Source organism: Pseudomonas sp. PDM04 (assembly GCF_014851765.1).
GTDB lineage: Bacteria > Pseudomonadota > Gammaproteobacteria > Pseudomonadales > Pseudomonadaceae > Aquipseudomonas.
Genome location: NZ_JACVAI010000001.1, coordinates 309081 through 333149, shown reverse-complemented (window position 1 = coordinate 333149; position 24069 = coordinate 309081). Strand labels below are relative to the sequence as shown.

Sequence of the window (24069 nt, the reverse complement as noted above, 5' to 3'; positions counted from 1 at the left end):
GATTCGCCCCGTCCTCAGCGATGAGGGGCTATAGCTCAGCTGGGAGAGCGCTTGCATGGCATGCAAGAGGTCGACGGTTCGATCCCGTCTAGCTCCACCAATTTACACTTCAAGGTCTGGCCACACCGGCCTTGAAGCGATCAGCACTCAGCGCTGATCAGTTGTATAGAAGGGTTTGCGTCCCCTTCGTCTAGTGGCCTAGGACACCGCCCTTTCACGGCGGTAACAGGGGTTCGAGTCCCCTAGGGGACGCCAGTTTTACAGAAGCGACGTTGCACGATGTCGCTCCGCCGCGAGGCGAAAAATCCGGGGCTATAGCTCAGCTGGGAGAGCGCCTGCATGGCATGCAGGAGGTCAGCGGTTCGATCCCGCTTAGCTCCACCAATTTACAGTTCAAGGTCTGGCCACACCGGCCTTGAATCGATCAGCACTCAGCACTGATCAGTTGCATAGAAGGTTTTGCGTCCCCTTCGTCTAGTGGCCTAGGACACCGCCCTTTCACGGCGGTAACAGGGGTTCGAGTCCCCTAGGGGACGCCACGATTACCCGCTCTGCGGGATTTTATAAGGGTCATTCAATTATTGAATGGCCCTTTTGTTTGTCTGGCGTTTGACCAAAATCCCTCATTTCTATCCCACGGCGCTTCAGACCGACGGTCACAATCACGGCTTGCAGAAAATTATTATGAGAATAATATTCTAGTCGTAATATTTGGAGGCAACGATGAACGACAAAAAAGCTCAAACCCGCGAACGCATTCTCAAGGCCGCCAGTGCTGCGCTGATTCAGCGTGGTCCGGCCGAACCGAGTGTGGGCGAAGTGATGGGGGCAGCCGGCCTGACGGTGGGCGGCTTCTATGCGCACTTCGAAAGCAAGGACGCGATGATGCTGGAAGCGTTCAAGCAACTGCTCGGTCACCGCCGTGGATTGATTGCCGACATGGACGCCGAGTTGACCGGTGAAGAGCGTCGCGCTCTGGTCGCAGCGTTCTACCTGTCACGCAAACACCGCGATTCGTCTGAGTCGGCCTGCCCCATCCCGGCGTCGGTCGGTGAGTTGGGGCGTCTGCCGGACGCATTCCGTGTGGCGTTGAACGAGCATGTGGAGTTGATGGTCGCGCAGTTGGCGGCCAGCCCGGAAGACACCGACAAGGCATTGGCCGATATGGCGCTGATGGTCGGTGGTCTGGCCCTGGCACGGGCGCTGGGACCGGGAGAGTTGTCCGATCGATTGCTGCGTGCCGCCAAGTCGGCGGTGCTATGACCTGAAGGCAGTGGCCTGGGGAGTGAGAGCGATGAGCACGTTGAAGTGGGTTCGTGGCGTAAATGGCACCTTGGGCTGGTTTGCACCGAAGCTGGTCGCAGCAAAAATGCGCCTGGCGTTCATGACGCCGCGGGATCTGCCGCCGCGTGACTGGGAATTGCCACTGCTGGCAAGATCCGAGCGTATCACCCTGCGTTTCGGTCTCTCGGCCCTGCGCTGGGGGCAAGGCCCGGCGGTGTTGCTGATGCACGGTTGGGAAGGACGGCCGACCCAGTTTGCCAGCCTGATCACGGCGCTGGTCGAGGCAGGATACTCCGTGGTGGCGCTGGATGGTCCGGGTCACGGCCGTTCCCCTGGCCGTGAAGCGAATGTCATGCTGTTCGCCCGCGCCATGCTTGAAGCCGCCGCCGAACTGCCGCCCTTGCAGGCGGTCATCGGCCACTCGATGGGCGGCGCCAGTGCCATGCTGGCGGTCCAGTTGGGGCTGCGGACCGAAACCTTGGTGACGATTGCCGCACCGGCCAGGATTCTCGGGGTGCTGCGTGGTTTTGCCCGTTACGTGCGCCTGCCGCCGAAAGCCCGCTCGGCGTTCATCCGTGAGGTTGAAAAAGACGTCGGGATGCGCGCGGCGGCACTGGACGTCGCGCACTATCAGTTGGACATGCCCGGCCTGATCGTTCATGCCGAAGACGACCGCCTGGTCTCGGTCAAGGAATCCCAGTTGATCCACGACGCCTGGTTCGACAGCCGATTGTTGCGCCTGCCCGAGGGCGGTCATCAACGGGTGCTGGCCGACCCGCGTGTCATTGATGGCGTGTTATCACTGCTGGCCGGCCGCAGCCTGCAATCACGCCAATCGGCCTGAGCATCCGTTACACTGCCCCGGTCGAAACAATCTGACCGGGAGTGGGGCATGGGCTGGGATCGGGCAACGCCATTTATCATCGATCTGGAAGTGGGCGCCGAGGACATCGATGGCCTGGGGCACGCCAATAACGCGGTGTACGTGAGTTGGCTCGAACGCTGCGCCTGGCGCCACTCTCAGCGCCTGGGTCTGGATCTGGTCGAGTACCGGCGCCTGGACCGGGCGATGGCGGTGGTGCGTCACGAGATCGATTACCTGGCGGCGGCCTACGAGGGTGACCAGTTGCAATTGGCGACCTGGATCGTCGATTGGGACCAGCGCCTGAAAATGACCCGACACTTCCAGCTCAAGCGCCCGCGCGACAACGCCACGTTGTTGCGCGCGCAAACCACGTTTGTCTGCATCGAACTGTCCACTGGTCGGCCCAAACGCATGCCGGCCGAGTTCATCGAAGGCTATGGCCCGGCGTTACAGGTGCTGGATCTGCTGAAGAGCTGATGGGAGCCCCCACAGGGAATCGTTGATGTTCTGCGGTTTCTTGCGTAATCCAGTAAACTGCCGCACGTTTTTCGTCGAGTGTGTTTCTCATGCAAATTGCCCTGGCACCCATGGAGGGGTTGGTCGACAACATCCTGCGGGACGTGCTGACCCGGGTGGGTGGTATCGATTGGTGCGTGACCGAGTTCATCCGGATCAACGACCAGTTGCTGACCCCGGCCTACTTCCACAAATTCGGCCCTGAGCTGCTGACCGGTGCGCGTACCGCCGCCGGTGTGCCCTTGCGCGTGCAGCTGCTGGGTTCCGATCCGGTGTGCCTGGCGGAAAACGCGGCGCTGGCCTGCGAATTGGGCTCTGAAGTCATCGACCTGAATTTCGGTTGCCCGGCCAAGACCGTCAACAAGTCGCGGGGTGGGGCAGTGCTGCTCAAGGAGCCCGAGCTGTTGAACCGGATTGTCGAGCATGTCCGTCGCGCGGTGCCGGCGCACATTCCGGTCACCGCGAAGATGCGCCTGGGTTTCGACAGCCCGGATGGCTCGCTGGACTGCGCCACGGCGCTGGCTGACGGCGGTGCGGAACACATCGTGGTGCATGCACGAACCAAGACCGATGGCTATAAACCACCGGCCCACTGGGAATGGATTCCGCGCGTGCAGGACGTGGTCAAGGTGCCGGTGTTCGCCAATGGCGACATCTGGAGTGTCGAAGACTGGCGTCGTTGCCGGGAAATCAGCGGCGTGGAAGACATCATGCTCGGTCGCGGCCTGGTGTCGCGTCCGGACCTGGGCCGGCAGATCATGGCAGCCCGTGCCGGTGAAGAAGTGGTCGAAATGAGCTGGGCCGAGCTGTTGCCGCTGATCCAGGATTTCTGGCTGCAGGCCAAGGCGCAAATGACGCCACGCCAGTCGCCGGGTCGCTTGAAGCAGTGGCTGGCGATGTTGACGCGCAATTATCCCGAGGCGGTGGCGCTGTTCACCGTGCTGCGGCGCGAGACGGAACCGGATCAGGTTTCGCGTTTGCTCGGTTTGCCAGCGGCGCAGGCCGCGTGAAAAAAATCTGAAAAAAAGCTCTTGAAATGCAATCGGCGGTCCCTATCTAAGGGTTACGCGATGCCGAATTCGGGTCGCGGAGACAAAAAAACTTGCTGATTGTTTTCAGGAGATTTGAATCATGACTACTGCATTTTCCCTCGCGCCTCTGTTCCGTTCCTCGGTAGGTTTCGACCGTTTCAACGACCTGTTCGAAACGGCCCTGCGTAACGAGCCAGGCAGCTCTTACCCTCCCTACAACGTGGAAAAACACGGTGACGATCAATACCGTATCGTCGTGGCGGCGGCCGGTTTCCAGGAAGATGACCTGGAACTGCAGGTCGAGAAGGGCGTGCTGACCATCAGTGGCGGCAAACGTGATGCGAACGAAGGCGTGACCTTCCTGCATCAAGGCATCGCCCAGCGGGCCTTCAAGCTGTCCTTCCGTCTGGCCGATCACATCGAGATCAAGGCCGCAGACCTGCGCAATGGTCTGTTGAGCATTGACTTGTTGCGGGTCGTTCCGGAAGAGGCAAAGGCCAAGCGCATCCCGATCAACGGGGAACAAAAACCGGCCCTGCAACATTGAGTCAGGCCACTGACTGAAAAAGACCCCGAGTGATCGGGGTCTTTTTTTTGCAGCGGGTTTTCACCGCACTCAGGTCCAGCCGTAGCGAACCAGGTGAAAGAAGATCGGCGCCGCGAAACATACCGAGTCCAATCGGTCGAGCATGCCGCCATGGCCTTCGATCATGTGCCCCCAGTCCTTGACCCCTCGATCGCGTTTGATGGCCGACATCACGATACCGCCCGCAAATCCCAGCAGGTTGATCAGCAGCGCGATGAGCAACGATTGCCAAGGAGTGAACGGTGTAATCCACCACATTGCACAACCGATCAGGGACGCCAGCACAATGCCCCCGACGAAGCCTTCCACGGTCTTGGACGGTGACAGGTTCGGGGCAATCTTGCGTTTGCCGAACAATTTGCCGCAGACGTACTGCAGCACATCCGACATCTGCACCACGATCACCAGATAGGCGATCAGCAGCAGATTTCGCCCCTCATAGTCCGGGATGTCCAGGGTCAGCAGGGCTGGCACGTGAGACACGCAGAACACCGCAATCATCAGGCCCCACTGGACCTTCGAGGCGCGCTCAAGGAAGTGCGTGCTGTCACCACCCAGGGACGCGAGGATCGGCAACAGCAAAAACACGTACACCGGAATGAAAATCGAAAACAGCCCGTACCAGTCGTAGTAAATCAGCAGGTACTGCAACGGCAGCGCCAGGTAGAAGGCCGCAACCAGTGCCGGGTAGTCACTGCGACGGGTCGGGGTGAGGGTAAGGAATTCGCGCAGGGCGTAGAAGGACACGAGATAGAACAGCACGATCACCGCTGTTGTACCAAGCCAGAAGGCGACACCGATCACCAGCACCATGACCCACCAGGCGTTGATCCGTGCGTTGAGGTTGTCGATCACCGGGTTGAGGGCGCCATGGCTGCGGCGCTTGAGAATCAGGCCGATCAGCGAGGCCAGCAGCAGGAGCCCGCCAATCCCGCCGAACAACATCAAGGTTTGTCTGTCCATGTCAGGCATGCTCCCCGGCCAGGCTCAGCAGCGCGTGGCGGCTGCGTTCGAGAAACTGCGCCTTGCTTTCGTCCTGATCCAGGGTCAGCGCAGCGCCGAAACTGATGGTGCACAGCAACGGTAGCGGCAGGACGCGCCCCTTGGGCATGACTCGGTTGAGGTTGGCGATCCAAACCGGAATCAATTGAGCCTGGGGATATTGTCTGGCCAAGTGGTACAGCCCGCTTTTGAATGGCAGCAATCCCTCTTCGAGGTTGCGCGTCCCTTCGGGAAAGATGATCAGCGAGTCGCCGTTTTCCAGGGCATCGAGCATCGGTTGCAAGGGATTGTCGGCAGCGTCCTTGCGTTCACGGTCAACCAGTACACCGTTGAACACCCGATTGATGATGTAACGCCGCACCGTGCTTTTGAGCCAGTAGTCCGAGCCGGCCACAGGTCGGGTGATGGTACGCAGGGTGGGAGGCAGCGAAGCCCACAGCAGAACGAAATCGCCATGACTGCTGTGGTTGGCGAAGTAAATGCGCTGCACCGGTTCCGGCGCACAGCCAAGCCACAGGCTACGGGCGCCGGTGAGGAGGCGGGCAGCTGAGGTAATGACGGTGGCAACCACGGGTTCCAACATGATGTCTCCTTATCCGGCAAAGGTCAGCCATGGGCTGGCGATGATGAATGCAAGCGCCACCAACGTTTGTGCTGCCACCAGCAGGGCCTGGCGGCGTAGCAATTTGAGAGCGCCGGTGATGCGCTCACTCCAGGGGCGGCCCCCGCGGTTCGACGGTTGCAGATTCAGCGTCGTCAGCGCCTTGTCCAGCGATTGCATTCGTTCATCAAGGTCATCCTCGCCAGTGGCCAGGTGCTGGAACAGATCGGCATCGAAGGCGACGCGTACTGCCCAGTATTTCTGCCACAGGCCAATAACCAACAGGATGCTGCCGCAGACCAGGCCCCAGCCCACCGTGCTTGCCATCACGTACTGACTCAGGCCAAGCAAGGCCCCGATCAGGGCGAGTCCGGTGGACAACCGATCCAGCGAACTGCTACGCCGCAACAGGCTGGCCGTCACCTGCAACTGCATTTCAATGGACACAGGGGCGCTCCATGATGAGTGAATGCTCCAGCGCCTGGCGCTGAAGCGGGCCCAGTACGACGCCGGGTCGTGCGCGCCGAATCAGCTGGATCGCTTCATCGACATTGGAGGCCCGTCCGCAGTGCACGAGCCAGGCGGCCAGCGCCGTGGCGCTGCGCGAATAACCCAGCGCGCAGCAGACCAGCACGGGACCGTGTTGGCGAAGGCTTTCGATGGCGCTTGCCGCTTCCCGGCATTGCAGGCCTGTGGGCGCCGTCAGGTCCAGGGTCGGCAGCGTGCGATAGGCGATTGTGCCCGGGTCGATCGACAGCTCGGCACACAGGTCCAACATCGCTGTGAAGGGACCGCGCTCGAGTTCCTTTCGGGTCGGCAAGCGCCCCAGCCAGACGTTATCGATCACCTGATCGGGCTGTGGGTGCTTGCGAGTCCACAGGCGTGAATTGAGCCAGGCGGCCGCCAGATAAGGAGCGAATAGCCAGCGTGCGGCAGGGGACAGGCGTCCGTCAGCGCGTTTTTGAAAACCCGCCGCGCCCAGCACCGCGTAATTGAATGCGACGAGCAACAAGGCCAGCGCGGGCCAGAGTAACCACAACCAAGCGCTCGAAAAGCGGAAGGCCGGGATCGCGAACATCGCTGCTCCCAGCAGGTAATACAGCGCCAGGCGCCAGCGTTTTCTCTGGGATGCCAGGCGTGCGTCGTGCAGCGGGCCGGGGCCCTCCAGTGGCCACAGCCAGACGCACAGCCAGCCGAGCAGGGCGCCGGTGGGCAGGTCGATGAAATGGTGCTGATACGTGGTCAGCACCGAGACCCCGATCAGGGTGAACCAGGCATGCACCAGTACACGCCAACGCCCGTGCAAATACCGCTGGTAGCAACTCCACAACACCACCAGCAATGCAATGTGCAGGGACGGCGCCTGATTGAACGGTTTGTCAAAACCTGCAAGCACATCGAACAGCCAGCCGAATACCCCCTCGAGTTCAGGTCGAGCGAAGGTGAAGCGCAGCGGCCAGATCAGGAAACAACTGACGGCGACCAGTTGAGCGGTGAGCAGGCGCAAGGCGTGGCGTTTGAGGGCCAGGCGGCTGGCCGGGAGCAACAGTGACAGGCCGTACAGCAGGTCGATGGACCAGTAGGGCACGATGCTCCAGTCCCAGAACGGCATATGGCTTTCCCAGCCGAACACCAGGCTGCCGACGTCGTCGCGCTGAGTGGTGACCCAGGTGGCCAAGCCGTAGGTGCCGAAGAACACTGGGGCCAGGAGCAATAGCCAGAGCAGCGCAGGCTTCAGCAGGCCCGGCTCGCGAAGCGTGATTGCGTCACGCAGCATCACGACACCCGTCGCGCGACAGACACGCTGAAAATGCCCCATTGATCGACGCGCATGCCGACCTTGCGAAATCCCGCAGCCTCCACCAGTTGATCCATTTCCACCTGGGTGCGCCGACGCATGACCCACGCCTGACCTTCCCGGTGGCTGGTCAAGGCCCGGGCGATCAGTTCCAGTTGCGGGTGCCAGGGTTGGCCGGTGTACACCAGATAGCCGCCGGGCTCGACGGCGTCGGCCAGCCCGGCGAGGGAGGCAGCGACCATTCGGTTGTCAGTGAATAACTCGTAGAGGCCGGACACCACCGCCAGAGTCGGCCTGGGATCAAGGGCGGCGAGGTCGTCGCGATCGAAGGCATCGCCCTTGACAAATCGGGCGATGGTCTCAAGGCCCTTTTCGCGGATCAGCGCGCTGCCGTCACGCACATTGATGTCGCTGTAGTCGCGCAACAGGATCGACTCTGGCAGCGGATCGACGCCCTGCAAGGCTTCGAGAATGTAGCGCCCGTGTCCGGCCGCGATATCGACGATGCGCACCTCACGGCCCTCCTCACGGAGTTGCGCCATGGTCAGGCGTAATAGCTCCTCGACGTGAAGCTTGCGCTGTCGGATGCCGCGCCAGCCGATGGAATCCAGGTAATTGCGATCGATCAGACGGCCCACACCCGAGGTGCCGGTGGCGGTATTGCGGTAGACGTAGTCCAGAGTGCTTCCTGAATCGAAACCGGTGTCGAAGCCCAGCTTGACCCCGGACGACAGCCGGCTGCCCAGGCGCATGCTGGCGCGGATCATGCGCCAGTACAGGTCGCCCAGGGAGTTGCGCGGCAGCGGTGTCACCAGTCGCTCGGATTCGGCGCAGGTCAGGCCGAGACGGTCAGCGTTCAGCAGGGAGGGACGCCCCGGCGCCAGTTCGAAGCTCTCCAGGATGAAGCGGCGCGCGCTGGCGATGGCCGGTGCGCGATCCCTTTCGCCCAGGGTGTCGTGGAAGAACCCCGGCAAGACATGTTTTTCCTTGTGCAAGCTGCCCAGGCGCTCGAAGAACTGCTCCTGGGGTTGGCGATGCACCACGAAGTCGGCACCGGAGATCAGTACTTGCGTGGGGATCTGGATGGCCTGGGCATCGGCCACCACCCGTTCGGCAGCTTCATAAAGGCCAAGCAGGACATTCACCGAAATGGCCTTGGTGATCAGCGGGTCGTTGTCGTAGCTGGCGACACGTTGCGGGTCATGACTGAGAAAGCGCGCCTTGACGTAACTGTTGACGAAAAAGTTGCCACGAAACCGCCGCATCAAGGCCAGGCCCTGGCGGGCGAAAGGCACGTAGAGCTTGACCTTGAATGCCGGTGACGCCAGCACCAGCGAGCGTATGCGCGGCGCGTAGTCATGGGCCCAGGTGGCCACGATGACGGCGCCGACACTCTGGGCAATCACGGTGAGATTTTCTTCTTCTATCCGGTACGTCGTGCCCAGGTGCTCGCAGAAGGTCTGCACGTCCCGCACGCTGCTGGTAAACCCCGGGCTGTCGCCACGGGCACCGGGAGAGAGGCCGTGGCCCCGGGCGTCCCAGGCGAAGAAGTCGAAGCCGGGCAGATCCAGTTCATCCACCAGGTGGGCGATGCGCCCTGAGTGTTCATGGCCGCGGTGAAACAACACGACGGCTTTGCGCGGTTCGCCCGGGGCAGGGGTGGCGGGCCAATGTCGGTAGAACAGTTCCACGCCGTCATGGGTGGTGAAGGTCTGGTGCAGAGCTTCGCGCATTGCCATTTCCTTATGCTGAAGGGTTGTCGGGTTGTACTTCCTTGAGGCCCTGTCGGACCCGGTTGATCAGCGTGCAGATCAACAGCACCGCAATTATCGTGAACACGCCGTTGATCCACGGCGCACTCATCCAGCCCAGCGCGATGGCGGCAGCCATCACCCCCAGCACGAAGGCCCGGTCACTCTTGCCCATCGGCCCGTCATAGCGCCGCGAAGCGCCGACCATCGGGCCCAGCACGCCGGTGTATTCGCTGAACAGTGCGAGCAGGGTAACCAGCAGCACCAGCCACAGGCTGACGCCAGGCAACAGGGCAAAGGGAAGGATCAGCGCACAGTCCGCGACAATGTCGCAGAGCTCGTTGAGGTAAGCCCCCAGACGCGACTGCTGGTTGAATTCCCGGGCAAGCATGCCGTCGATGGCGTTCAGCGCCATGCGCGCGATCATCCACAGCGGGACCAGAGCAAATACCCAGGGGTGGTGCACCAGGCTGGCGATGAACAGGCCCACCACCACCGAGCCGAGGCCGGCGATCAAGGTGATCTGGTTGGCGGTGGTGCCGTTGCTGAACAGTCGTCGAACCAGTGGCCGCAGGAGATTTTGAAACGCAGGTTTGATCTGGTAGATGCTGGGCACGTCGATAGGATCTCGGCCAGTGGGAGGTAGGGTTCGCGCTTTTCAGTGTAGATGGCTTCTTGCAGCACCCCCGGTCATTGCGACGGTGCCGCCAGCGCCAATGTGCTGCTCACTGAATGCTGGGCGAGAATCTTAATGAAACAGTGGGATTGATTGTGTCGGACGCTTCCCGAATGGTTGTAGGGCATGTCCCTGGCCGGGTCTGGCACTGGGTGCTGTTCCCCCTGAAAATGCAAAACGCCCGGTGCAGGGCACCGGGCGTCAGGTGTTCAAGCATCTGCGTCAGCGCTGTCCGGTGAACTCCGTCGTGCGGACCGCGCGCGGATGGCGGGACGAAAACAGCAGCCCTCCGGCGATTTGCCAGATCACCGCGAACGCGCCGACCAGGAACACGATGTCGCCGAAGGTGCGCACCCAGCGTAGGGTTTGCAGCAGGTCCTGTTGCATGAACGCCTCGCTGCGGGCGTACCACAAGCCCTGGCTGGCGCTGGCGTAGAACTGCAGGATGCCGATGGGCAGCAGGCTGGTGAAAATCATCAGCGCCAGCCCGCCGTTGAGCCACCAGAAACCGGTGTTCATCAGGCGATCGTTGAACTGCAGGTTCGGCCGCAGGTAACGCAGGATCAACAGGCTGAAGCCCAGTGCCAGCGAGCCGTAGACGCCGAACAGCGCGGCGTGGGCGTGCAGTGGCGTGGTGTTCAGGCCCTGGATGTAATACAGCGAAATCGGCGGGTTGATCAGGAAGCCGAAGACACCGGCGCCGAGCATGTTCCAGAACGCCGTGGCGATGAAGAACTGCAATGGCCAGCGAATCCGCGCCATCCATTCGGCCCGTTCCTTGAGCCGCCAGTTTTCCCAGGCCTCATAACCCAGCAAAATGAGCGGCACCACTTCCAGTGCACTGAACGTCGCGCCCACCGCCATCACCGGTGTGGTGGTGCCAGCAAAGTAGATGTGGTGGAAGGTGCCGGGCACGCCACCGAGCATGAACAGCGAGGCCGACCCCAGCGTCGCGGTCGTCGCCAGGCGCTTGGACACCAGGCCCATGCTGGTGAAAATGAACGCCAGCGCGGTGGTGGCGAACACTTCGAAGAAGCCTTCGACCCACAGATGCACGACCCACCAGCGCCAGTACTCCATGACCGACAGGTTGGTGCGTTCGCCGTAGAACAGGCCCGCGCCATAGAACAGGCCGATGGCAATCACCGAACAGGCCAATAGCGCCAGCAGGTTTTTGTCACCGGGCTGGCGCAGGGCAGGCACCATCGCGCGCAGCATCAGCACCAGCCAGAACACGATCCCGGCAAACTTGGCGATCTGCCACAGGCGGCCCAGGTCGACGTACTCGTAACCCTGGTGACCGAGCCAGAAACTCCATTCGACGGGCATCAGTTGCGCGATGGCGAGGAAGTTGCCGGTGTAGGAACCCACGACCACCAGCACCAGGGCCCAGAACAACAGGTCCACGCCCAGCTTCTGGTATTTGGGGTCTTTGCCGCCGTTGATGAACGGCGCCAGGAACAGCCCGGCGGCGAGGAAACCGGTGGCAATCCAGAACATCGCGCTCTGCAGATGCCAGGTCCGGGTCAGCGAATAGGGAAACCATTTCGACAGCGGCAGGCCGTAGAAATCCTGGCCCTCAACGGTGTAGTGCGCGGTCGTGCCGCCCATCAGCACCTGGAAGCCGAACAGCGCACCGACCAGAAGCAGGTACTTGCCCAAGGCCTTTTGCGACGGCGTGAGCTTGATCAGGCTCAGCGGATCCTGCGCCGGAACCGTGGGTTCGCCTTCCTCGTGGTTACGCAGGAACGCCCAGCCCCAGACCAGGAAGCCGATGCCCGCCAGCAACACGACGATGCTGACAATCGACCAGACCATGTTCTCGGCCGTGGCGTTGTTATCGATCAGGGGTTCGTGGGGCCAGTTGTTGGTAAACGTCGCCGTCTGACCGTCGCGCTCGGTGGCGGCGGCCCAGGCGGTCCAGAAGAAAAAGTGGGTCAGTTGCTCGCGCCGGGCGGCGTCGGGCAGGGTGTTTTCTTTCATCGCGAAACTTTCGCGGCTGCCGTGCTGCGACGGGTCGTTGCTGAACAGTGCGTGGTAGTACGCTGCTGTTTTTGCAATGGCCTGGATGCGGCGCTCACTGAGCACCAGGCTGCCGTTGACCAGGCGGTTTCCGCGGTATTCGCGTTTGAGTTGATGACGCAACAGGGCTTGCTGGTCGTCGTCGATATCCCGATAGGCCTTGGCAAAACGCTGTTGCGCCGCCAGGTCCAGCCAGGCGAGCAGTTCGCGGTGCAGCCAGTCGGCCGTCCAGTCCGGCGCCTGGTACGCACCGTGGCCCCAGATCGAGCCCAGCTGCATGCCGCCGATGCTCTGCCAGGCTGTCTGGCCATCCAGGATGTCAGCGGCGCGGAACAGCGTGGTGCCATCGGCGCTCTGCACCTGCTCGGGAATCGGCGGGGCCTGGCGATAGATCTCGCGACCGAACCAGCCCAGCAGGCAGAAGGTCACGCCGAGGACGCCGATCAGCGACCACCATAATTTGCGGTATTCACCCATGGATCACCTCAATGTTCACGGACGGAACAGGGTTGTGCAGTGGCCGCGACAGCGTCATCGCTGCCGGATAGGTGTTGCGGTGCATATCAGCTCCTTGATGTTGACGTTCGGCATACGGGCGTTGCCCTATCAAGACTCGTGCCGCCTGCAATCGCCAGGTTCTACCCGGTGGACTGCCGCTGCCGTGTCTATATGACTCGATGCAAAAAGGTCAGATTGACTACGACCTGGTCGATGTGACCTATAAAAAAGCGCCCGCATAACGGGTATGCGGGCGCAAAAAAAACCGGCCCTGTGATCGGGAAGGGTAGGACCGGGTATTGCCAGGGAGGGTGATCGACTGTCAGCGATCAGCCGACGGCGGTGCGGGGGGGCATGCCGTCGTCGTGGGATCAAATGTACGGGGTGGCCGGCGTCGCGTCATTTGTACGCAGGGTCAGTGGCGTCATGTGTAGGTTTGAGCGATTCATACTCAGGTATGCATCCCACAGGAGGGCACCGATCAGCGCAGCAGCTCCTGAAACGCCTCCACCGGCAAGGGCTTGCTGTGCAGATAACCTTGGTACAGGTGGCAGCCCAGCCCCTGGAGAAACTCCAGTTGTTCCGGTGTCTCGACCCCTTCGGCAATCACTTTCAATTCCAGGCTGCGCGCCATGGCGACGATGGCGCGGATGATCTCGGCGTCGTTGGGGTCGGTGGTGGCGTCGCGGATGAACGACTGGTCGATTTTCAAGGTATCGACCGGCAGGCGCTTGAGGTAGGTCAGCGAGGAATACCCGGTGCCGAAGTCATCCATGGCGAAACTGACGCCAAGTTTTTTCAGGCGACGCATTTTGCTGATGGTGTCTTCCAGGTTCTGGATGACGATGCCCTCGGTGATTTCCAGTTTCAGCATCGAGCAGGGCAGGCCGTGGCTCTCGAGGCTGTGTTCGATGCGCTCGACGAAGTCGTTCTGGCGGAACTGCCGGGGGCTGATGTTGACGCACAGGCTGAACTGCAGCGGGTCGATCAACCCCAGGGCAATCAGTTGCCTGAAGGCATCGCAGGCTTCGTCGACGATCCAGGTGCCGACCTCCAGGATCAGGCCGCTGTCTTCCAGCACCTTGATGAATTCGGCCGGGGATTGCGCGCCGAGCTCCGGGTGGTTCCAGCGCACCAGCGCTTCGGCGCCGACGATGCGGTTGTCCCGCGCGTCGACCTGGGGTTGGAAATGCACATCGAATTCGCCCCGGGAAAGGGCCAGGCGCAGGTCGGTTTCCATGCGCAGGCGCTCGCTGGCGGCCTTCTGCATGGTGTTGTGATACATCTGCGCGGTGTTACGGCCGGAGTCCTTGGCCCGGTAGAGCGCGATGTCGGCGCGCTTGAGCAAATCGGTCGGGGTCGAGCCGTGATCGGGAATCAGCGCGATACCGATACTGGGCGTCACTTGCAGGCGTTGGCCGTCGAGAAACATCGGCTCGGACAGCAACTCGCGCAAGGTGTCGGCCAGTTCGCGGACCTGGGCCGAGACTTCATTGCGCGTGCCTTCGAGGCCACTGAGCAGCACCACGAATTCGTCGCCACCCAGGCGCGCGACGGTGTCCTCCATGCGCACGCTGGCTTCCAGGCGCGCCGTGATGATCTTGAGCACCGTATCGCCCACCGGGTGGCCGAGCGAGTCGTTGATGTGCTTGAAGTGGTCGAGGTCGAGAAACATCAGGGCGCCGCGCAGGTTGTGGCGCTTGAGCAAGGCGATCTGCTGGCTCAGGCGATCCATCAGCAGGGCGCGGTTGGGCAGGTTGGTCAGCGGATCGTGATAGGCCAGGTGGCGGATCTGCGCTTCGGCGTTTTTCAGCAGGCTTACGTCGCGAGCGGTCAGCAGCAGGCAGTCGGTTTCGTTGAGGGTGATCGGTTCCACGGACACTTCGACCGTGAGCAATTCTCCGCGCTTGTTGCGCCCGAGCATTTCCTGATGATGAACCCGGCCCTTGATCTGCAATTCGGCCAGCAGCGCCGAGCGTTGCTTCTCCTCGGCCCAGATACCGACCTGATACACCGTACGGCCGACCACTTCATCGGCGCGATAGCCGGTCAGGCGGCAGAATCCATCGTTGACCTCCAGGTAGCGCCCGGTCTCGCGTTCGGTGATGGTGATGGCGTCCGGGCTGGAGTGGAAGGCCTTGGCGAATTTCTCTTCGCTGGCTTTCAGGGCCGCTTCCGAGCGTTGTTGCTGGGTAATGTCGCGCAGCGTGGTAACGATGCAGGGCTGGTCGCCGACGATGATCTGGCGGCTGGAAATCACACACGTCAGCGTTTGACCGTTCTTGTGCCTGACCAGGATGGCGACGTTGTTCAATCCCTGTTCGCGGATGACTTGTTCGATGCGTCGCTGGCTTTTGGTCGAGGCGTCCCACAGGCCGATTTCGTCGGCGCTGCGACCGATGACCTCGGCGGTGCCCCAGCCGAAGGTCTGGGTGAAGCTGGAGTTGATTTCGATGAACTGGCCGGTGTCCTGGCGCGTGACGCAGATCGGGTCCGGGCTGACCTGGAACAGCGTGGCGAACTTCTCTTCGGAGGCGACCAGCTTCTGCTCGCGCTCGACCTGGTCGGTAATGTCCAGCAGGGTGCCGGCCATGCGCAGTGGTGCGCCGTTCTGGTCGCGGTAGAGGCGGGCGCGGCTCTCCAGATAGCGCGAAGAGCCGTCCTCGAGCTGCACGCGATAGGTCAATTGATAGTTGCCGGCCGGGCCTTCACGCAGGCTTCGATAGGCATCGCGCATGCTGTCGCGCTCTTCGCCGGGTACGCCCTCGAAAAAGTCCTCGAACGATTCATGGAACGGCTTGGCGTCCAGCCCGTGCAGTTGCGCGGCTCGCGCGGAGCCGTACAGCATGCCGCTGGGAATGTGCCAGTCCCAGGTGCCCAGTTGCGCCGAGTCCAGCGCCAGGTCGAGGCGCTCCTGGCTGTCCTTGAGGGCGAGTTCGGCGGCCTTGCGCTCGGTGGTGTCGAGGAAGGTGCTGAGCAGATAGGGCTGGCCCTCGAGTTCGACTTTTTGTGCGCTGAGAATGCCGTCGTGGATTTGCCCGTTGCTTGCGCGAAACTGCACTTCCATGCTGACCAGTTCGCCTTTGGCCTTGGTCGCCTTGACCAGTTTTTCCCGTTGCTCGGGGTGCACCCACAAACCCAGCTCGACCGTGGTGCGGCCTATCGCGGCTTGCACCGGCCAGCCGAACAGGCTTTCGAAATACTGGTTGGCTTCGGTGATCAGGCCGTCTTCCTGGCGGGTCAGCAACACCATGTTCGGGCACAGGTGAAACAGCGTGGCGAAGCGTTTTTCCGAGCTGCTCAACGCCTGTTCGCGCTGGCGCTGGTGCGTGATCTCGCGGATCACCCCGATCATCCGCGGACGCCCGTGTTTGTCCGGCAGCAGGCTGCCGTTGATTTCCAGCCAGTGCAGGCTGCCGTCGGGCCAGCGGATGCGGTGGTGCATCGCCTGCTCCAGCGGCGCGCCGGCAATCACGGCGTGGAAGGCACGGACTGTCTTGGCGCGATCTTCGGGCGGCAACAGGTCGAGGTATTCCAGGTCGGCAGGCAATGGCTGGTGAGGATCGAAACCGAACAAGGCCTGCGTGCCCCGCGACCAACTGATCTGTCCGCGCTCGATGTCCCAATACCAGGCGCCCAGGCGTGCGCCGTTGAGGGCGGCCAGTAACTGTGGGGCGCTTTCCCAGCTCTGCTCGGACCGCTTCGGGTCGAGCGCCTGGATACGTGGCATGGGCGGAATACGGTCAACAGATTTGGGCATTGGCAAGCCTTAGGCTGAATTGGCGTTAGGCACAGGCATTCGCGGCTCTATAGGAGTAGCACAACTTAGCCTTGAGTCCCTGGCAGATCGATTTGCGCATCCAGCAGGGCCATGAAAGCCCGTGCTGCGTTCGACAGCGTCCGTTCGGTGTGCAAGATATAGCCTAGCTGGCGAGAGAGTTGTATGCCCGGCAAAGGTATTCGTGCAACTTGCTCGTCGAGCATGGTGCGTGGCAACACACTCCAGGCCAGGCCGATCGAGACCATCATTTTGATGGTTTCCAGGTAATTGGTGCTCATGGCGATGTTCGGCGTCAGGCCCTGGGCTTCGAACAGGCGCTGGACGATGTGGTGGGTGAAGGTGTTGCCGCCGGGGAACACCGCCGGGTGCCGGGCGATGTCCGCCAGGCTGACCGCGCCGTTGCTGATCAGCGAATGCTCCGGGGCGACCACGAAATCCAGGGGGTCATCCCATACTGCGGTGGCCTTGACCAGGGTATGGGGTTCCGGCGCCAGGGTGATGACCGCCAGTTCGGCGCGGCCATGCAGAATTTCTTCGTAGGCCACTTCCGAATCGAGGAACTGAATATCAAGCGCCACTTGTGGGTAGCGACGGGTGAATTCCCTCAGCAAGGGCGGCAAGCGGTGCAGGCCGATATGGTGACTGGTGGCCAGGGTCAGGCGACCGCTCACCTCGCCCGTCAGGTTGGTCAGGGCGCGGCGGGTGTCGTCCAGTACGTTGAGAATCTGATAGGCCCGCGGCAACAAGGCGCGCCCGGCCTCGGTCAGGCCGACTTCGCGCCCCAGGCGATCGAACAGGCGCACCTTCAATTGCTGCTCGAGGCCGGCGATTCGCTTGCTGATGGCCGGTTGCGTCAGGTGCAGGCGTTCGCCGGCACCGGAGAAGCTGCCGGTCTCGGCAATGGCAATAAAGGCATTCAGATTGGCGAGGTCCATGGGGTCATTCCAGTTTGTTATCCAAAGCATAAAAAATATGAATTTGAGTTATTTAATCTAACCCCATAGCATCAGCCTCACAAGCCAAAGGGTTATTGAATCGTTCAAGGCCCGGGGCATAGAAACAAGCTGATGAGGAACCGTCTGATGGCCGGCAAAACGCTCTACGACAAGCTCTGGGATTCGCACCTGGTCAAGCAGCGCGACGATGGCTCTGCGCTGATCTACATCGATCGTCACATCATCCACGAAGTTACCTCGCCGCAAGCCTTCGAAGGCCTGCGCCTGGCCGGGCGCAAGCCTTGGCGCATCGATGCCAACATCGCGACCCCGGACCACAACGTACCGACCACGCCGGAGCGCAAGGGCGGCATCGAAGCCATTGCCGACCAGGTCTCGCGCCTGCAGGTGCAGACCCTCGACGACAACTGCGATGAGTACGGCATCGTCGAGTTCAAGATGAATGACGTGCGCCAGGGCATCGTCCACGTCATCGGCCCGGAGCAGGGCGCGACCTTGCCGGGCATGACCGTGGTCTGCGGCGACTCCCACACCTCGACCCACGGCGCCTTCGGTGCGTTGGCTCACGGGATCGGCACCTCCGAGGTCGAGCACGTGCTCGCCACCCAGTGCCTGGTCGCCAAGAAAATGAAGAACATGCTGGTATCCGTCGAAGGCACGCTGCCGTTCGGCGTGACGGCCAAGGACATCGTCCTCGCCGTGATCGGCAAGATCGGCACGGCCGGCGGTAACGGCCATGCCATCGAATTCGCTGGCAGCGCCATTCGCGACCTGTCCGTCGAAGGCCGCATGACCATCTGCAACATGTCCATCGAAGCCGGTGCACGCGTCGGTCTGGTGGCGGCCGACGAAAAGACCGTGGCCTACGTGAAAGGCCGTCCGTTCGCCCCGAAAGGCGCAGAATGGGACCTGGCCGTCGAAGCCTGGAAAGACCTGGTGTCCGATGCCGATGCCGTGTTCGACACCGTCGTTGAACTCGACGCCGCTCAGATCAAGCCGCAAGTCAGCTGGGGCACCTCGCCCGAAATGGTACTGGCCGTCGATCAGAACGTGCCGGACCCTGCCAAGGAAGCCGATCTGGTCAAGCGCGGTTCCATCGAGCGCGCCTTGAAGTACATGGGCTTGACCGCCAATCAGGCGATCACCGACATCCAGCTCGATCGTGTTTTCATCGGCTCCTGCACCAACTCGCGGATCGAGGACTTGCGTGCGGCGGCGGTCATCGCCAAGGGTCGCAAGGTGGCCTCGACCATCAAGCAGGCCATCGTGGTGCCGGGTTCGGGCCTGGTGAAGGCGCAGGCCGAATCCGAAGGCCTGGACAAGATCTTCCTCGAAGCCGGTTTCGAATGGCGTGAGCCGGGCTGCTCGATGTGCCTGGCGATGAACCCGGACCGTTTGGAATCGGGCGAGCATTGCGCGTCGACTTCCAATCGCAACTTCGAAGGCCGTCAGGGCGCGGGGGGGCGTACCCACCTGGTGAGCCCGGCCATGGCTGCTGCGGCGGCGGTGAACGGTCGTTTCGTCGACGTTCGTGAATTGATCTGAAGGAGCGCAGCATGAAAGCTTTTACCCAGCACACCGGTCTTGTCGCGCCTCTGGATCGTGCCAACGTCGACACTGACCAGATCATCCCGAAACAATTCCTGAAGTCGATCAAACGCACCGGTTTCGGTCCGAACCTGTTCGACGAGTGGCGTTACCTGGATGTCGGCCAGCCCTACCAGGACAACTCCAAGCGCCCGCTGAACAAGGACTTCGTCCTCAACGCCGAGCGTTACCAGGGCGCCAGCGTGTTGCTGGCCCGCGAGAACTTCGGGTGCGGCTCCAGCCGCGAACACGCGCCGTGGGCGCTGGAAGAGTACGGTTTCCGCAGCATCATCGCGACGAGCTACGCCGACATCTTCTTCAACAACAGCTTCAAGAACGGCTTGCTGCCGATCATCCTCAGCGACGAGGAAGTCGATGAGTTGTTCAAGCAGGTCGAGGCCGATCCGGGCTACCAGTTGCAGATCGACCTGCAAGCCCAGACCGTGACCCGTCCGGATGGCAAGGTGCTGAATTTCGAGATCGATGCGTTCCGCAAGCATTGCCTGCTCAATGGTCTGGACGATATCGGCCTGACCCTGCAGGACGGCGATGCGATCGCAGCGTTTGAAAGCAAGCACCGTGCTAGCCAGCCGTGGTTGTTTCGCGATGCTTGATGGCCCAATCGCGAGCAGGCTCGCTCCCACATTGAAATCTATTCCCCTGTGGGAGCGAGCCTGCTCGCGATAGGGCCCGAATCAACACCTCAAGATTCAACTACAAAAGGAAGTACCCCATGACCAGCACCGTCCAACACAGCCAGGTCGTCCAGAAACAATTCGGTGAGCAGGCCTCGGCCTACCTGAGCAGCGCTGTCCACGCTCAAGGCACTGAATTCGCCCTGCTACAGGCTGAGCTGGCGGGGCAGGGCGAGGCCCGGGTCCTGGACCTGGGCTGTGGCGCCGGCCACGTGAGTTTCCACGTGGCGTCGCAGGCCAGGGAGGTGGTGGCTTACGACCTGTCGCAGCAAATGCTCGATGTGGTCGCCGCCGCGGCCGTTGATCGCGGCTTGGGCAATATTTCCACGGTGTGCGGCGCCGCTGAGCGCTTGCCGTTCGCCGAGGGTGAATTCGACTTCGTGTTCAGCCGTTATTCGGCGCACCATTGGAGCGACCTGGGCCTGGCCCTGCGCGAAGTGCGCCGGGTGCTGAAACCGGGCGGCGTGGCGGCGTTCGTCGACGTGTTGTCACCGGGTAGCCCGTTGTTCGACACTTACCTGCAGAGTGTCGAAGTGCTGCGCGACACCAGCCATGTGCGCGATTATTCCGCCGGCGAGTGGCTGCGCCAGGTCAGCGAGGCCGGGTTGCACGTCCGCAGCACCACGCGTCAACGCCTGCGCCTGGAATACAACTCCTGGGTCGAGCGCATGCGCACACCCCCAGCGATGCGTGCGGCGATCCGCGAATTGCAGCAATCGATGGGCAACGAAGTGCGCGAATATTTCGAGATTGAGGCCGATGGTTCGTTCAGTACCGATGTACTGGTACTGTTCGCCGAAAAATGAGCCCCGATCGATAGATTTTTTCCGGGCGCGCCCCAGGGCGCACCGACTGATGACATGAGGAAAGCATGAGCAAGCAGATTCTGATTCTCCCAGGCGACGGTATTGGCCCGGAAATCATGGCCGAAGCGGTCAAGGTGCTGGAACTGGCCAACGACAAGTACAGCCTGGGTTTCGAATTGAGCCACGATGTGATCGGCGGCGCCGCCATCGACCAGCACGGCGTGCCGCTGGCCGATGAAACCCTGGACCGCGCGCGTGCGGCTGATGCCGTGCTGCTGGGCGCCGTGGGCGGCCCGAAGTGGGACAGCATCGAGCGGGACATCCGTCCTGAACGCGGTCTGCTGAAAATCCGTGCGCAACTGGGCCTGTTCGGCAACCTGCGGCCGGCGATCCTGTACCCGCAACTGGCCGAGGCTTCGAGCCTGAAGCCGGAAATCGTCTCGGGCCTGGACATTCTGATCGTTCGCGAACTGACCGGCGGTATCTACTTCGGCGCGCCACGCGGCACCCGTACCCTGGAGAACGGCGAGCGCCAGTCCTACGACACCCTGCCGTACAGCGAAAGCGAAATCCGCCGCATCGCCCGTGTCGGTTTCGACATGGCCATGGTGCGCAGCAAGAAGCTGTGCTCGGTGGACAAGGCCAACGTCCTGGCGTCCAGCCAGCTGTGGCGCGAAATCGTCGAGCAAGTGGCCAAGGATTACCCCGAGGTCGAGCTGAGCCACATGTACGTCGACAATGCGGCCATGCAACTGGTGCGCGCGCCGAAGCAGTTCGACGTGATCGTCACCGACAACATGTTCGGCGACATCCTGTCCGACCAGGCCTCGATGCTCACCGGCTCCATCGGCATGTTGCCGTCGGCGTCCCTGGACACCCACAACAAGGGCATGTACGAGCCGTGCCACGGTTCGGCGCCGGATATCGCCGGCCAGGGCATCGCCAACCCGCTGGCGACCATCCTGTCGGTCTCGATGATGCTGCGTTACAGCTTCAACCAGTCGGCCGCGGCCGATGCCATCGAGAAAGCCGTGAGCCTGGTGCTGGATCAGGGCTTGCGCACCGGCGACATCTGGTCGACCGGTTGCACCAAGGTCGGTACGCAGCAAATGGGTGACGCAGTAGTCGCCGCGCTGCGGAATCTGTAATCTCTCGGGCCCGCTGCCACTTTCACCCCCGGAAGCAGCGGCCCACTTTTCAAGAAGGTGTAGTTGCGATGAAACGTGTAGGTCTGATCGGTTGGCGCGGTATGGTCGGTTCCGTGCTCATGCAGCGGATGCTGGAAGAGCAGGATTTCGATCTTATCGAGCCGGTGTTTTTCACCACTTCCAATGTCGGTGGCCAAGGCCCGTCCGTGGGCAAGGACATTGCTCCGCTCAAGGACGCTTACAGCATTGAAGAGCTGAAAACTCTCGACGTGATTCTGACCTGCCAGGGTGGCGACTACACCAGCGAAGTCTTCCCGAAACTGCGCGAGGCCGGCTGGCAGGGCTACTGGATCGACGCCGCTTCCAGCCTGCGCATGCAGGATGACGCGGTGATCGTGCTGGACCCGGTGAACCGCAAGGTCATCGACCAGCAGCTCGACGCGGGCACCAAGAACTACATCGGTGGCAACTGTACCGTCAGCCTGATGCTGATGGGCCTGGGCGGCCTGTTCGAAGCGGGTCTGGTCGAGTGGATGAGCGCCATGACGTACCAGGCGGCCTCCGGTGCCGGCGCGCAGAACATGCGTGAGCTGATCAAGCAGATGGGCGCAACCCACGCCTCCGTCGCCGATCAGCTGGCCGATCCGGCCAGTGCCATCCTCGACATCGACCGTCGTGTCGCCGAAGCCATGCGCAGCGACGCGTACCCGACCGAAAACTTCGGCGTACCGCTGGCCGGCAGCCTGATTCCGTGGATCGACAAGGAACTGCCGAACGGTCAGAGCCGCGAAGAATGGAAGGCCCAGGCCGAGACCAACAAGATCCTCGGTCGCTTCAAGAGCCCGATCCCGGTGGACGGCATCTGCGTGCGTATCGGCGCCATGCGCTGCCACAGCCAGGCGCTGACCATCAAGTTGAACAAAGACGTGCCGATGGCCGACATCGAAGGGCTGATCAGCCAGCACAACCCATGGGTCAAGCTGGTGCCGAACAACCGCGATGCGAGCATTCAGGAGCTGAGCCCGAACAAGGTCACCGGCACCCTGAACATCCCCGTTGGTCGTCTGCGCAAGCTGAACATGGGGTCGCAGTTCCTTGGTGCCTTCACTGTCGGCGACCAGCTGTTGTGGGGCGCGGCCGAGCCGCTGCGTCGCATGCTGCGGATTCTGCTTGAGCGTTGATCGGTTGATGCAATGAAAGAACCCGTGCCTTGAAGGAGGCGCGGGTTTTTTCTTTTGCGCGGCCCTTCAGGCCCTGTCGCGAGCAGGCTCGCTCCCACACGGTTTGGTGATGTCCTTGTGGGAGCGAGCCTGCTCGCGATGGCGCCGTAATGGCCGATGAATTGCCTGCACCCCACCCACCCGGTAAAGTGCCGCTCCCCCCGTTTCGCCAGAGGTAGCACCATGAGCCAGACCTTAGATATTGCCGTGATCGGCGCCACCGGTACTGTCGGCGAAACGCTGGTACAGATTCTCGAAGAGCGCGATTTTCCGATCGGCAACCTGCACCTGCTGGCCAGCAGCGAGTCCGCCGGAAGTTCGGTGTTGTTTCGCGGCCGCAACGTGCGGGTGCGGGAGGTCGATGAGTTCGACTTCAGCAAGGTGCAGCTGGCGTTTTTCGCTGCCGGACCGGCAATCACCCTGAGTTTTGCCGCGCGGGCTGCGGCCGCCGGTTGCTCATTGATCGACCTGTCCGGCGCGTTGCCGGCCGATCAGGCGCCGCCAGTGGTGCCGGAGGCCAACGCCCAGGTGCTGGCAGGGCTGAAAAAGCCGTTCCAGGTCAGCAGCCCGAGCCCGTCGGCCACGACCTTGGCCGTGGTGCTGGCGCCGTTGCTCGGTCTGCTCGACCTGCAACGCGTCCACGTGGTGGCCGGCCTGGCGGTTTCCGATCAGGGGCGCGAGGCGGTCAGCGAACTGGCCCGGCAAACCGCCGAATTGCTGAACATGCGCCCGCTGGAGCCGAAATTCTTCGATCGGCAGATGGCGTTCAACCTGCTGGCGCAAGTCGGCAAGGCGGATGAGCAGGGGCATACGTTGCTGGAAAAACGCCTGGTGCGAGAGCTGCGTCAGGTCATGGCCTTGCCTTTATTGAAGATTTCCGCGACTTGCATTCAAGCCCCGGTGTTTTTTGGCGATAGCTTTAGCGTGACCCTGCAGTCAGCAAGTGCCGTGCACCTGGTAAACATCAATGCCGCGCTGGACGACGCGCCGGGTATCGAGCGGGTGGAAGCCGGCGATTACCCGACCCCGGTCGGCGACGCGGTAGGGCAGGATGTGGTGTACGTCGGTCGGGTTCGCGCCGGGATCGACGACCCGTCGGAACTTAATGTGTGGCTGACGTCAGATAACGTACGCAAGGGCGCGGCGCTCAATGCTGTGCAGGTGGCTGAATTGTTGATAAAAGACCTGCTGTAAAAGATACTTGGCCACAATTTGCATATTGATTCCAGTCGGGCACCTTGCCAGG

Annotated in this window: 20 protein-coding genes and 4 tRNA genes; 15 read left to right on the top strand and 9 right to left on the bottom strand. The window is 62.0% G+C overall.

The genetic code is table 11. The features are described 5' to 3' along the window. Nucleotides 1-24: 24 nt before the first annotated feature. The 9 genes from IB249_RS01580 to IB249_RS01540 all read left to right on the top strand — a co-directional run bounded on the left by IB249_RS01580 (nucleotide 25) and on the right by IB249_RS01540 (nucleotide 4243). A tRNA-Ala gene (locus IB249_RS01580) sits at nucleotides 25-100 on the top strand. A gap of 79 nt (nucleotides 101-179) precedes the next feature. Beyond that, nucleotides 180-255: transfer RNA gene (locus IB249_RS01575), tRNA-Glu, on the top strand. Between the two features lie 53 nt (nucleotides 256-308). Continuing rightward, nucleotides 309-384, top strand: a tRNA-Ala gene (locus tag IB249_RS01570). Between the two features lie 79 nt (nucleotides 385-463). After that, nucleotides 464-539: transfer RNA gene (locus IB249_RS01565), tRNA-Glu, on the top strand. Between the two features lie 184 nt (nucleotides 540-723). After that, entirely contained in the window at nucleotides 724-1263 is a 540-nt protein-coding gene (locus IB249_RS01560) for a TetR/AcrR family transcriptional regulator (protein ID WP_134421324.1), read from the top strand. Between the two features lie 31 nt (nucleotides 1264-1294). Further along, nucleotides 1295-2128 carry an alpha/beta fold hydrolase gene (locus tag IB249_RS01555; RefSeq protein WP_192301771.1) on the top strand — a complete coding sequence of 278 codons (834 nt, stop codon included), beginning with the start codon at nucleotides 1295-1297 and terminating at the stop codon, nucleotides 2126-2128. Nucleotides 2129-2176: 48 nt separating this feature from the next. Next, entirely contained in the window at nucleotides 2177-2626 is a 450-nt protein-coding gene (locus IB249_RS01550; protein ID WP_192301770.1) for an acyl-CoA thioesterase, read from the top strand. A gap of 89 nt (nucleotides 2627-2715) precedes the next feature. Then, complete coding sequence (locus IB249_RS01545; protein WP_192301769.1) at nucleotides 2716-3675, top strand: tRNA dihydrouridine synthase; 960 nt, start codon at nucleotides 2716-2718, stop codon at nucleotides 3673-3675. 121 nt (nucleotides 3676-3796) lie between these two features. Continuing rightward, nucleotides 3797-4243 (top strand): Hsp20 family protein, encoded by a 447-nt coding sequence (locus IB249_RS01540; RefSeq protein WP_192301768.1) that lies wholly within the window; start codon nucleotides 3797-3799, stop codon nucleotides 4241-4243. A 69-nt stretch (nucleotides 4244-4312) separates the two neighbouring features. On the opposite strand, the gene IB249_RS01535 is transcribed toward IB249_RS01540, so the two are convergent. The 9 genes from IB249_RS01535 to IB249_RS01495 form a co-directional block, all read right to left on the bottom strand. Continuing rightward, entirely contained in the window at nucleotides 4313-5245 is a 933-nt protein-coding gene (locus tag IB249_RS01535) for a phosphatidate cytidylyltransferase (RefSeq protein ID WP_192301767.1), read from the bottom strand. A gap of 1 nt (nucleotide 5246) precedes the next feature. Further along, nucleotides 5247-5867 carry a lysophospholipid acyltransferase family protein gene (locus tag IB249_RS01530; protein ID WP_192301766.1) on the bottom strand — a complete coding sequence of 207 codons (621 nt, stop codon included), beginning with the start codon at nucleotides 5865-5867 and terminating at the stop codon, nucleotides 5247-5249. A 9-nt stretch (nucleotides 5868-5876) separates the two neighbouring features. Next, nucleotides 5877-6332, bottom strand: coding sequence for a hypothetical protein (locus IB249_RS01525; protein WP_192301765.1), 456 nt, complete (start codon nucleotides 6330-6332; stop codon nucleotides 5877-5879). Then, a complete protein-coding gene (locus IB249_RS01520) occupies nucleotides 6322-7662 on the bottom strand; it encodes a phosphatase PAP2/dual specificity phosphatase family protein (RefSeq protein WP_192301764.1) in 1341 nt (446 codons plus the stop codon). The genes IB249_RS01525 and IB249_RS01520 overlap by 11 nt, the downstream gene beginning before the upstream one ends. After that, nucleotides 7662-9416, bottom strand: coding sequence for a bifunctional alpha/beta hydrolase/class I SAM-dependent methyltransferase (locus IB249_RS01515; protein WP_192301763.1), 1755 nt, complete (start codon nucleotides 9414-9416; stop codon nucleotides 7662-7664). Before IB249_RS01515 ends, IB249_RS01520 begins: the two co-directional genes overlap by 1 nt. Nucleotides 9417-9426: 10 nt before the next feature. Next, nucleotides 9427-10050 (bottom strand): CDP-alcohol phosphatidyltransferase family protein, encoded by a 624-nt coding sequence (locus IB249_RS01510; RefSeq protein WP_192301762.1) that lies wholly within the window; start codon nucleotides 10048-10050, stop codon nucleotides 9427-9429. A 282-nt stretch (nucleotides 10051-10332) separates the two neighbouring features. Further along, nucleotides 10333-12609: a nitric-oxide reductase large subunit gene (locus tag IB249_RS01505; protein WP_192301761.1), complete on the bottom strand. Its 2277-nt coding sequence runs from the start codon at nucleotides 12607-12609 to the stop codon at nucleotides 10333-10335. Between the two features lie 502 nt (nucleotides 12610-13111). Next, nucleotides 13112-16390 carry a PAS domain S-box protein gene (locus tag IB249_RS01500; protein WP_192301760.1) on the bottom strand — a complete coding sequence of 1093 codons (3279 nt, stop codon included), beginning with the start codon at nucleotides 16388-16390 and terminating at the stop codon, nucleotides 13112-13114. A 65-nt stretch (nucleotides 16391-16455) separates the two neighbouring features. Beyond that, nucleotides 16456-17346: a LysR family transcriptional regulator gene (locus IB249_RS01495; protein WP_192301759.1), complete on the bottom strand. Its 891-nt coding sequence runs from the start codon at nucleotides 17344-17346 to the stop codon at nucleotides 16456-16458. A 147-nt stretch (nucleotides 17347-17493) separates the two neighbouring features. Here IB249_RS01495 and leuC point away from each other — a divergent pair, with 147 nt between their 5' ends. From leuC to IB249_RS01465, 6 genes are all read left to right on the top strand, one after another. Beyond that, complete coding sequence (gene leuC, locus IB249_RS01490; protein ID WP_192301758.1) at nucleotides 17494-18912, top strand: 3-isopropylmalate dehydratase large subunit; 1419 nt, start codon at nucleotides 17494-17496, stop codon at nucleotides 18910-18912. Nucleotides 18913-18923: 11 nt separating this feature from the next. Continuing rightward, nucleotides 18924-19568, top strand: coding sequence for a 3-isopropylmalate dehydratase small subunit (gene leuD, locus IB249_RS01485; protein WP_192301757.1), 645 nt, complete (start codon nucleotides 18924-18926; stop codon nucleotides 19566-19568). A gap of 119 nt (nucleotides 19569-19687) precedes the next feature. After that, nucleotides 19688-20455, top strand: coding sequence for a class I SAM-dependent methyltransferase (locus tag IB249_RS01480; RefSeq protein ID WP_192301756.1), 768 nt, complete (start codon nucleotides 19688-19690; stop codon nucleotides 20453-20455). Between the two features lie 65 nt (nucleotides 20456-20520). Beyond that, nucleotides 20521-21603 (top strand): 3-isopropylmalate dehydrogenase, encoded by a 1083-nt coding sequence (gene leuB, locus IB249_RS01475; protein WP_192301755.1) that lies wholly within the window; start codon nucleotides 20521-20523, stop codon nucleotides 21601-21603. A gap of 68 nt (nucleotides 21604-21671) precedes the next feature. Further along, nucleotides 21672-22784 carry an aspartate-semialdehyde dehydrogenase gene (gene asd, locus IB249_RS01470; protein WP_192301754.1) on the top strand — a complete coding sequence of 371 codons (1113 nt, stop codon included), beginning with the start codon at nucleotides 21672-21674 and terminating at the stop codon, nucleotides 22782-22784. A gap of 222 nt (nucleotides 22785-23006) precedes the next feature. Then, nucleotides 23007-24017 carry an aspartate-semialdehyde dehydrogenase gene (locus tag IB249_RS01465; RefSeq protein ID WP_192301753.1) on the top strand — a complete coding sequence of 337 codons (1011 nt, stop codon included), beginning with the start codon at nucleotides 23007-23009 and terminating at the stop codon, nucleotides 24015-24017. The last annotated feature ends 52 nt before the right edge of the window (nucleotides 24018-24069 follow it).

Excerpts from the sequence above, each read along its gene's own strand:
- IB249_RS01550 (WP_192301770.1), top strand. The coding sequence starts at position 2,177 with ATGGGCTGGGATCGGGCAACGCCATTTATCATCGATCTGGAAGTGGGC.
- IB249_RS01560 (WP_134421324.1), top strand. The coding sequence starts at position 724 with ATGAACGACAAAAAAGCTCAAACCCGCGAACGCATTCTCAAGGCCGCC.
- IB249_RS01520 (WP_192301764.1), bottom strand. The coding sequence starts at position 7,662 with ATGCTGCGTGACGCAATCACGCTTCGCGAGCCGGGCCTGCTGAAGCCT.
- IB249_RS01465 (WP_192301753.1), top strand. The coding sequence starts at position 23,007 with ATGAGCCAGACCTTAGATATTGCCGTGATCGGCGCCACCGGTACTGTC.
- IB249_RS01555 (WP_192301771.1), top strand. The coding sequence starts at position 1,295 with ATGAGCACGTTGAAGTGGGTTCGTGGCGTAAATGGCACCTTGGGCTGG.
- IB249_RS01540 (WP_192301768.1), top strand. The coding sequence starts at position 3,797 with ATGACTACTGCATTTTCCCTCGCGCCTCTGTTCCGTTCCTCGGTAGGT.
- leuD (WP_192301757.1), top strand. The coding sequence starts at position 18,924 with ATGAAAGCTTTTACCCAGCACACCGGTCTTGTCGCGCCTCTGGATCGT.
- asd (WP_192301754.1), top strand. The coding sequence starts at position 21,672 with ATGAAACGTGTAGGTCTGATCGGTTGGCGCGGTATGGTCGGTTCCGTG.
- leuC (WP_192301758.1), top strand. The coding sequence starts at position 17,494 with ATGGCCGGCAAAACGCTCTACGACAAGCTCTGGGATTCGCACCTGGTC.
- IB249_RS01500 (WP_192301760.1), bottom strand. The coding sequence starts at position 16,390 with ATGCCCAAATCTGTTGACCGTATTCCGCCCATGCCACGTATCCAGGCG.
- IB249_RS01545 (WP_192301769.1), top strand. The coding sequence starts at position 2,716 with ATGCAAATTGCCCTGGCACCCATGGAGGGGTTGGTCGACAACATCCTG.
- leuB (WP_192301755.1), top strand. The coding sequence starts at position 20,521 with ATGAGCAAGCAGATTCTGATTCTCCCAGGCGACGGTATTGGCCCGGAA.
- IB249_RS01495 (WP_192301759.1), bottom strand. The coding sequence starts at position 17,346 with ATGGACCTCGCCAATCTGAATGCCTTTATTGCCATTGCCGAGACCGGC.
- IB249_RS01535 (WP_192301767.1), bottom strand. The coding sequence starts at position 5,245 with ATGGACAGACAAACCTTGATGTTGTTCGGCGGGATTGGCGGGCTCCTG.
- IB249_RS01505 (WP_192301761.1), bottom strand. The coding sequence starts at position 12,609 with ATGGGTGAATACCGCAAATTATGGTGGTCGCTGATCGGCGTCCTCGGC.
- IB249_RS01530 (WP_192301766.1), bottom strand. The coding sequence starts at position 5,867 with ATGTTGGAACCCGTGGTTGCCACCGTCATTACCTCAGCTGCCCGCCTC.
- IB249_RS01515 (WP_192301763.1), bottom strand. The coding sequence starts at position 9,416 with ATGCGCGAAGCTCTGCACCAGACCTTCACCACCCATGACGGCGTGGAA.
- IB249_RS01480 (WP_192301756.1), top strand. The coding sequence starts at position 19,688 with ATGACCAGCACCGTCCAACACAGCCAGGTCGTCCAGAAACAATTCGGT.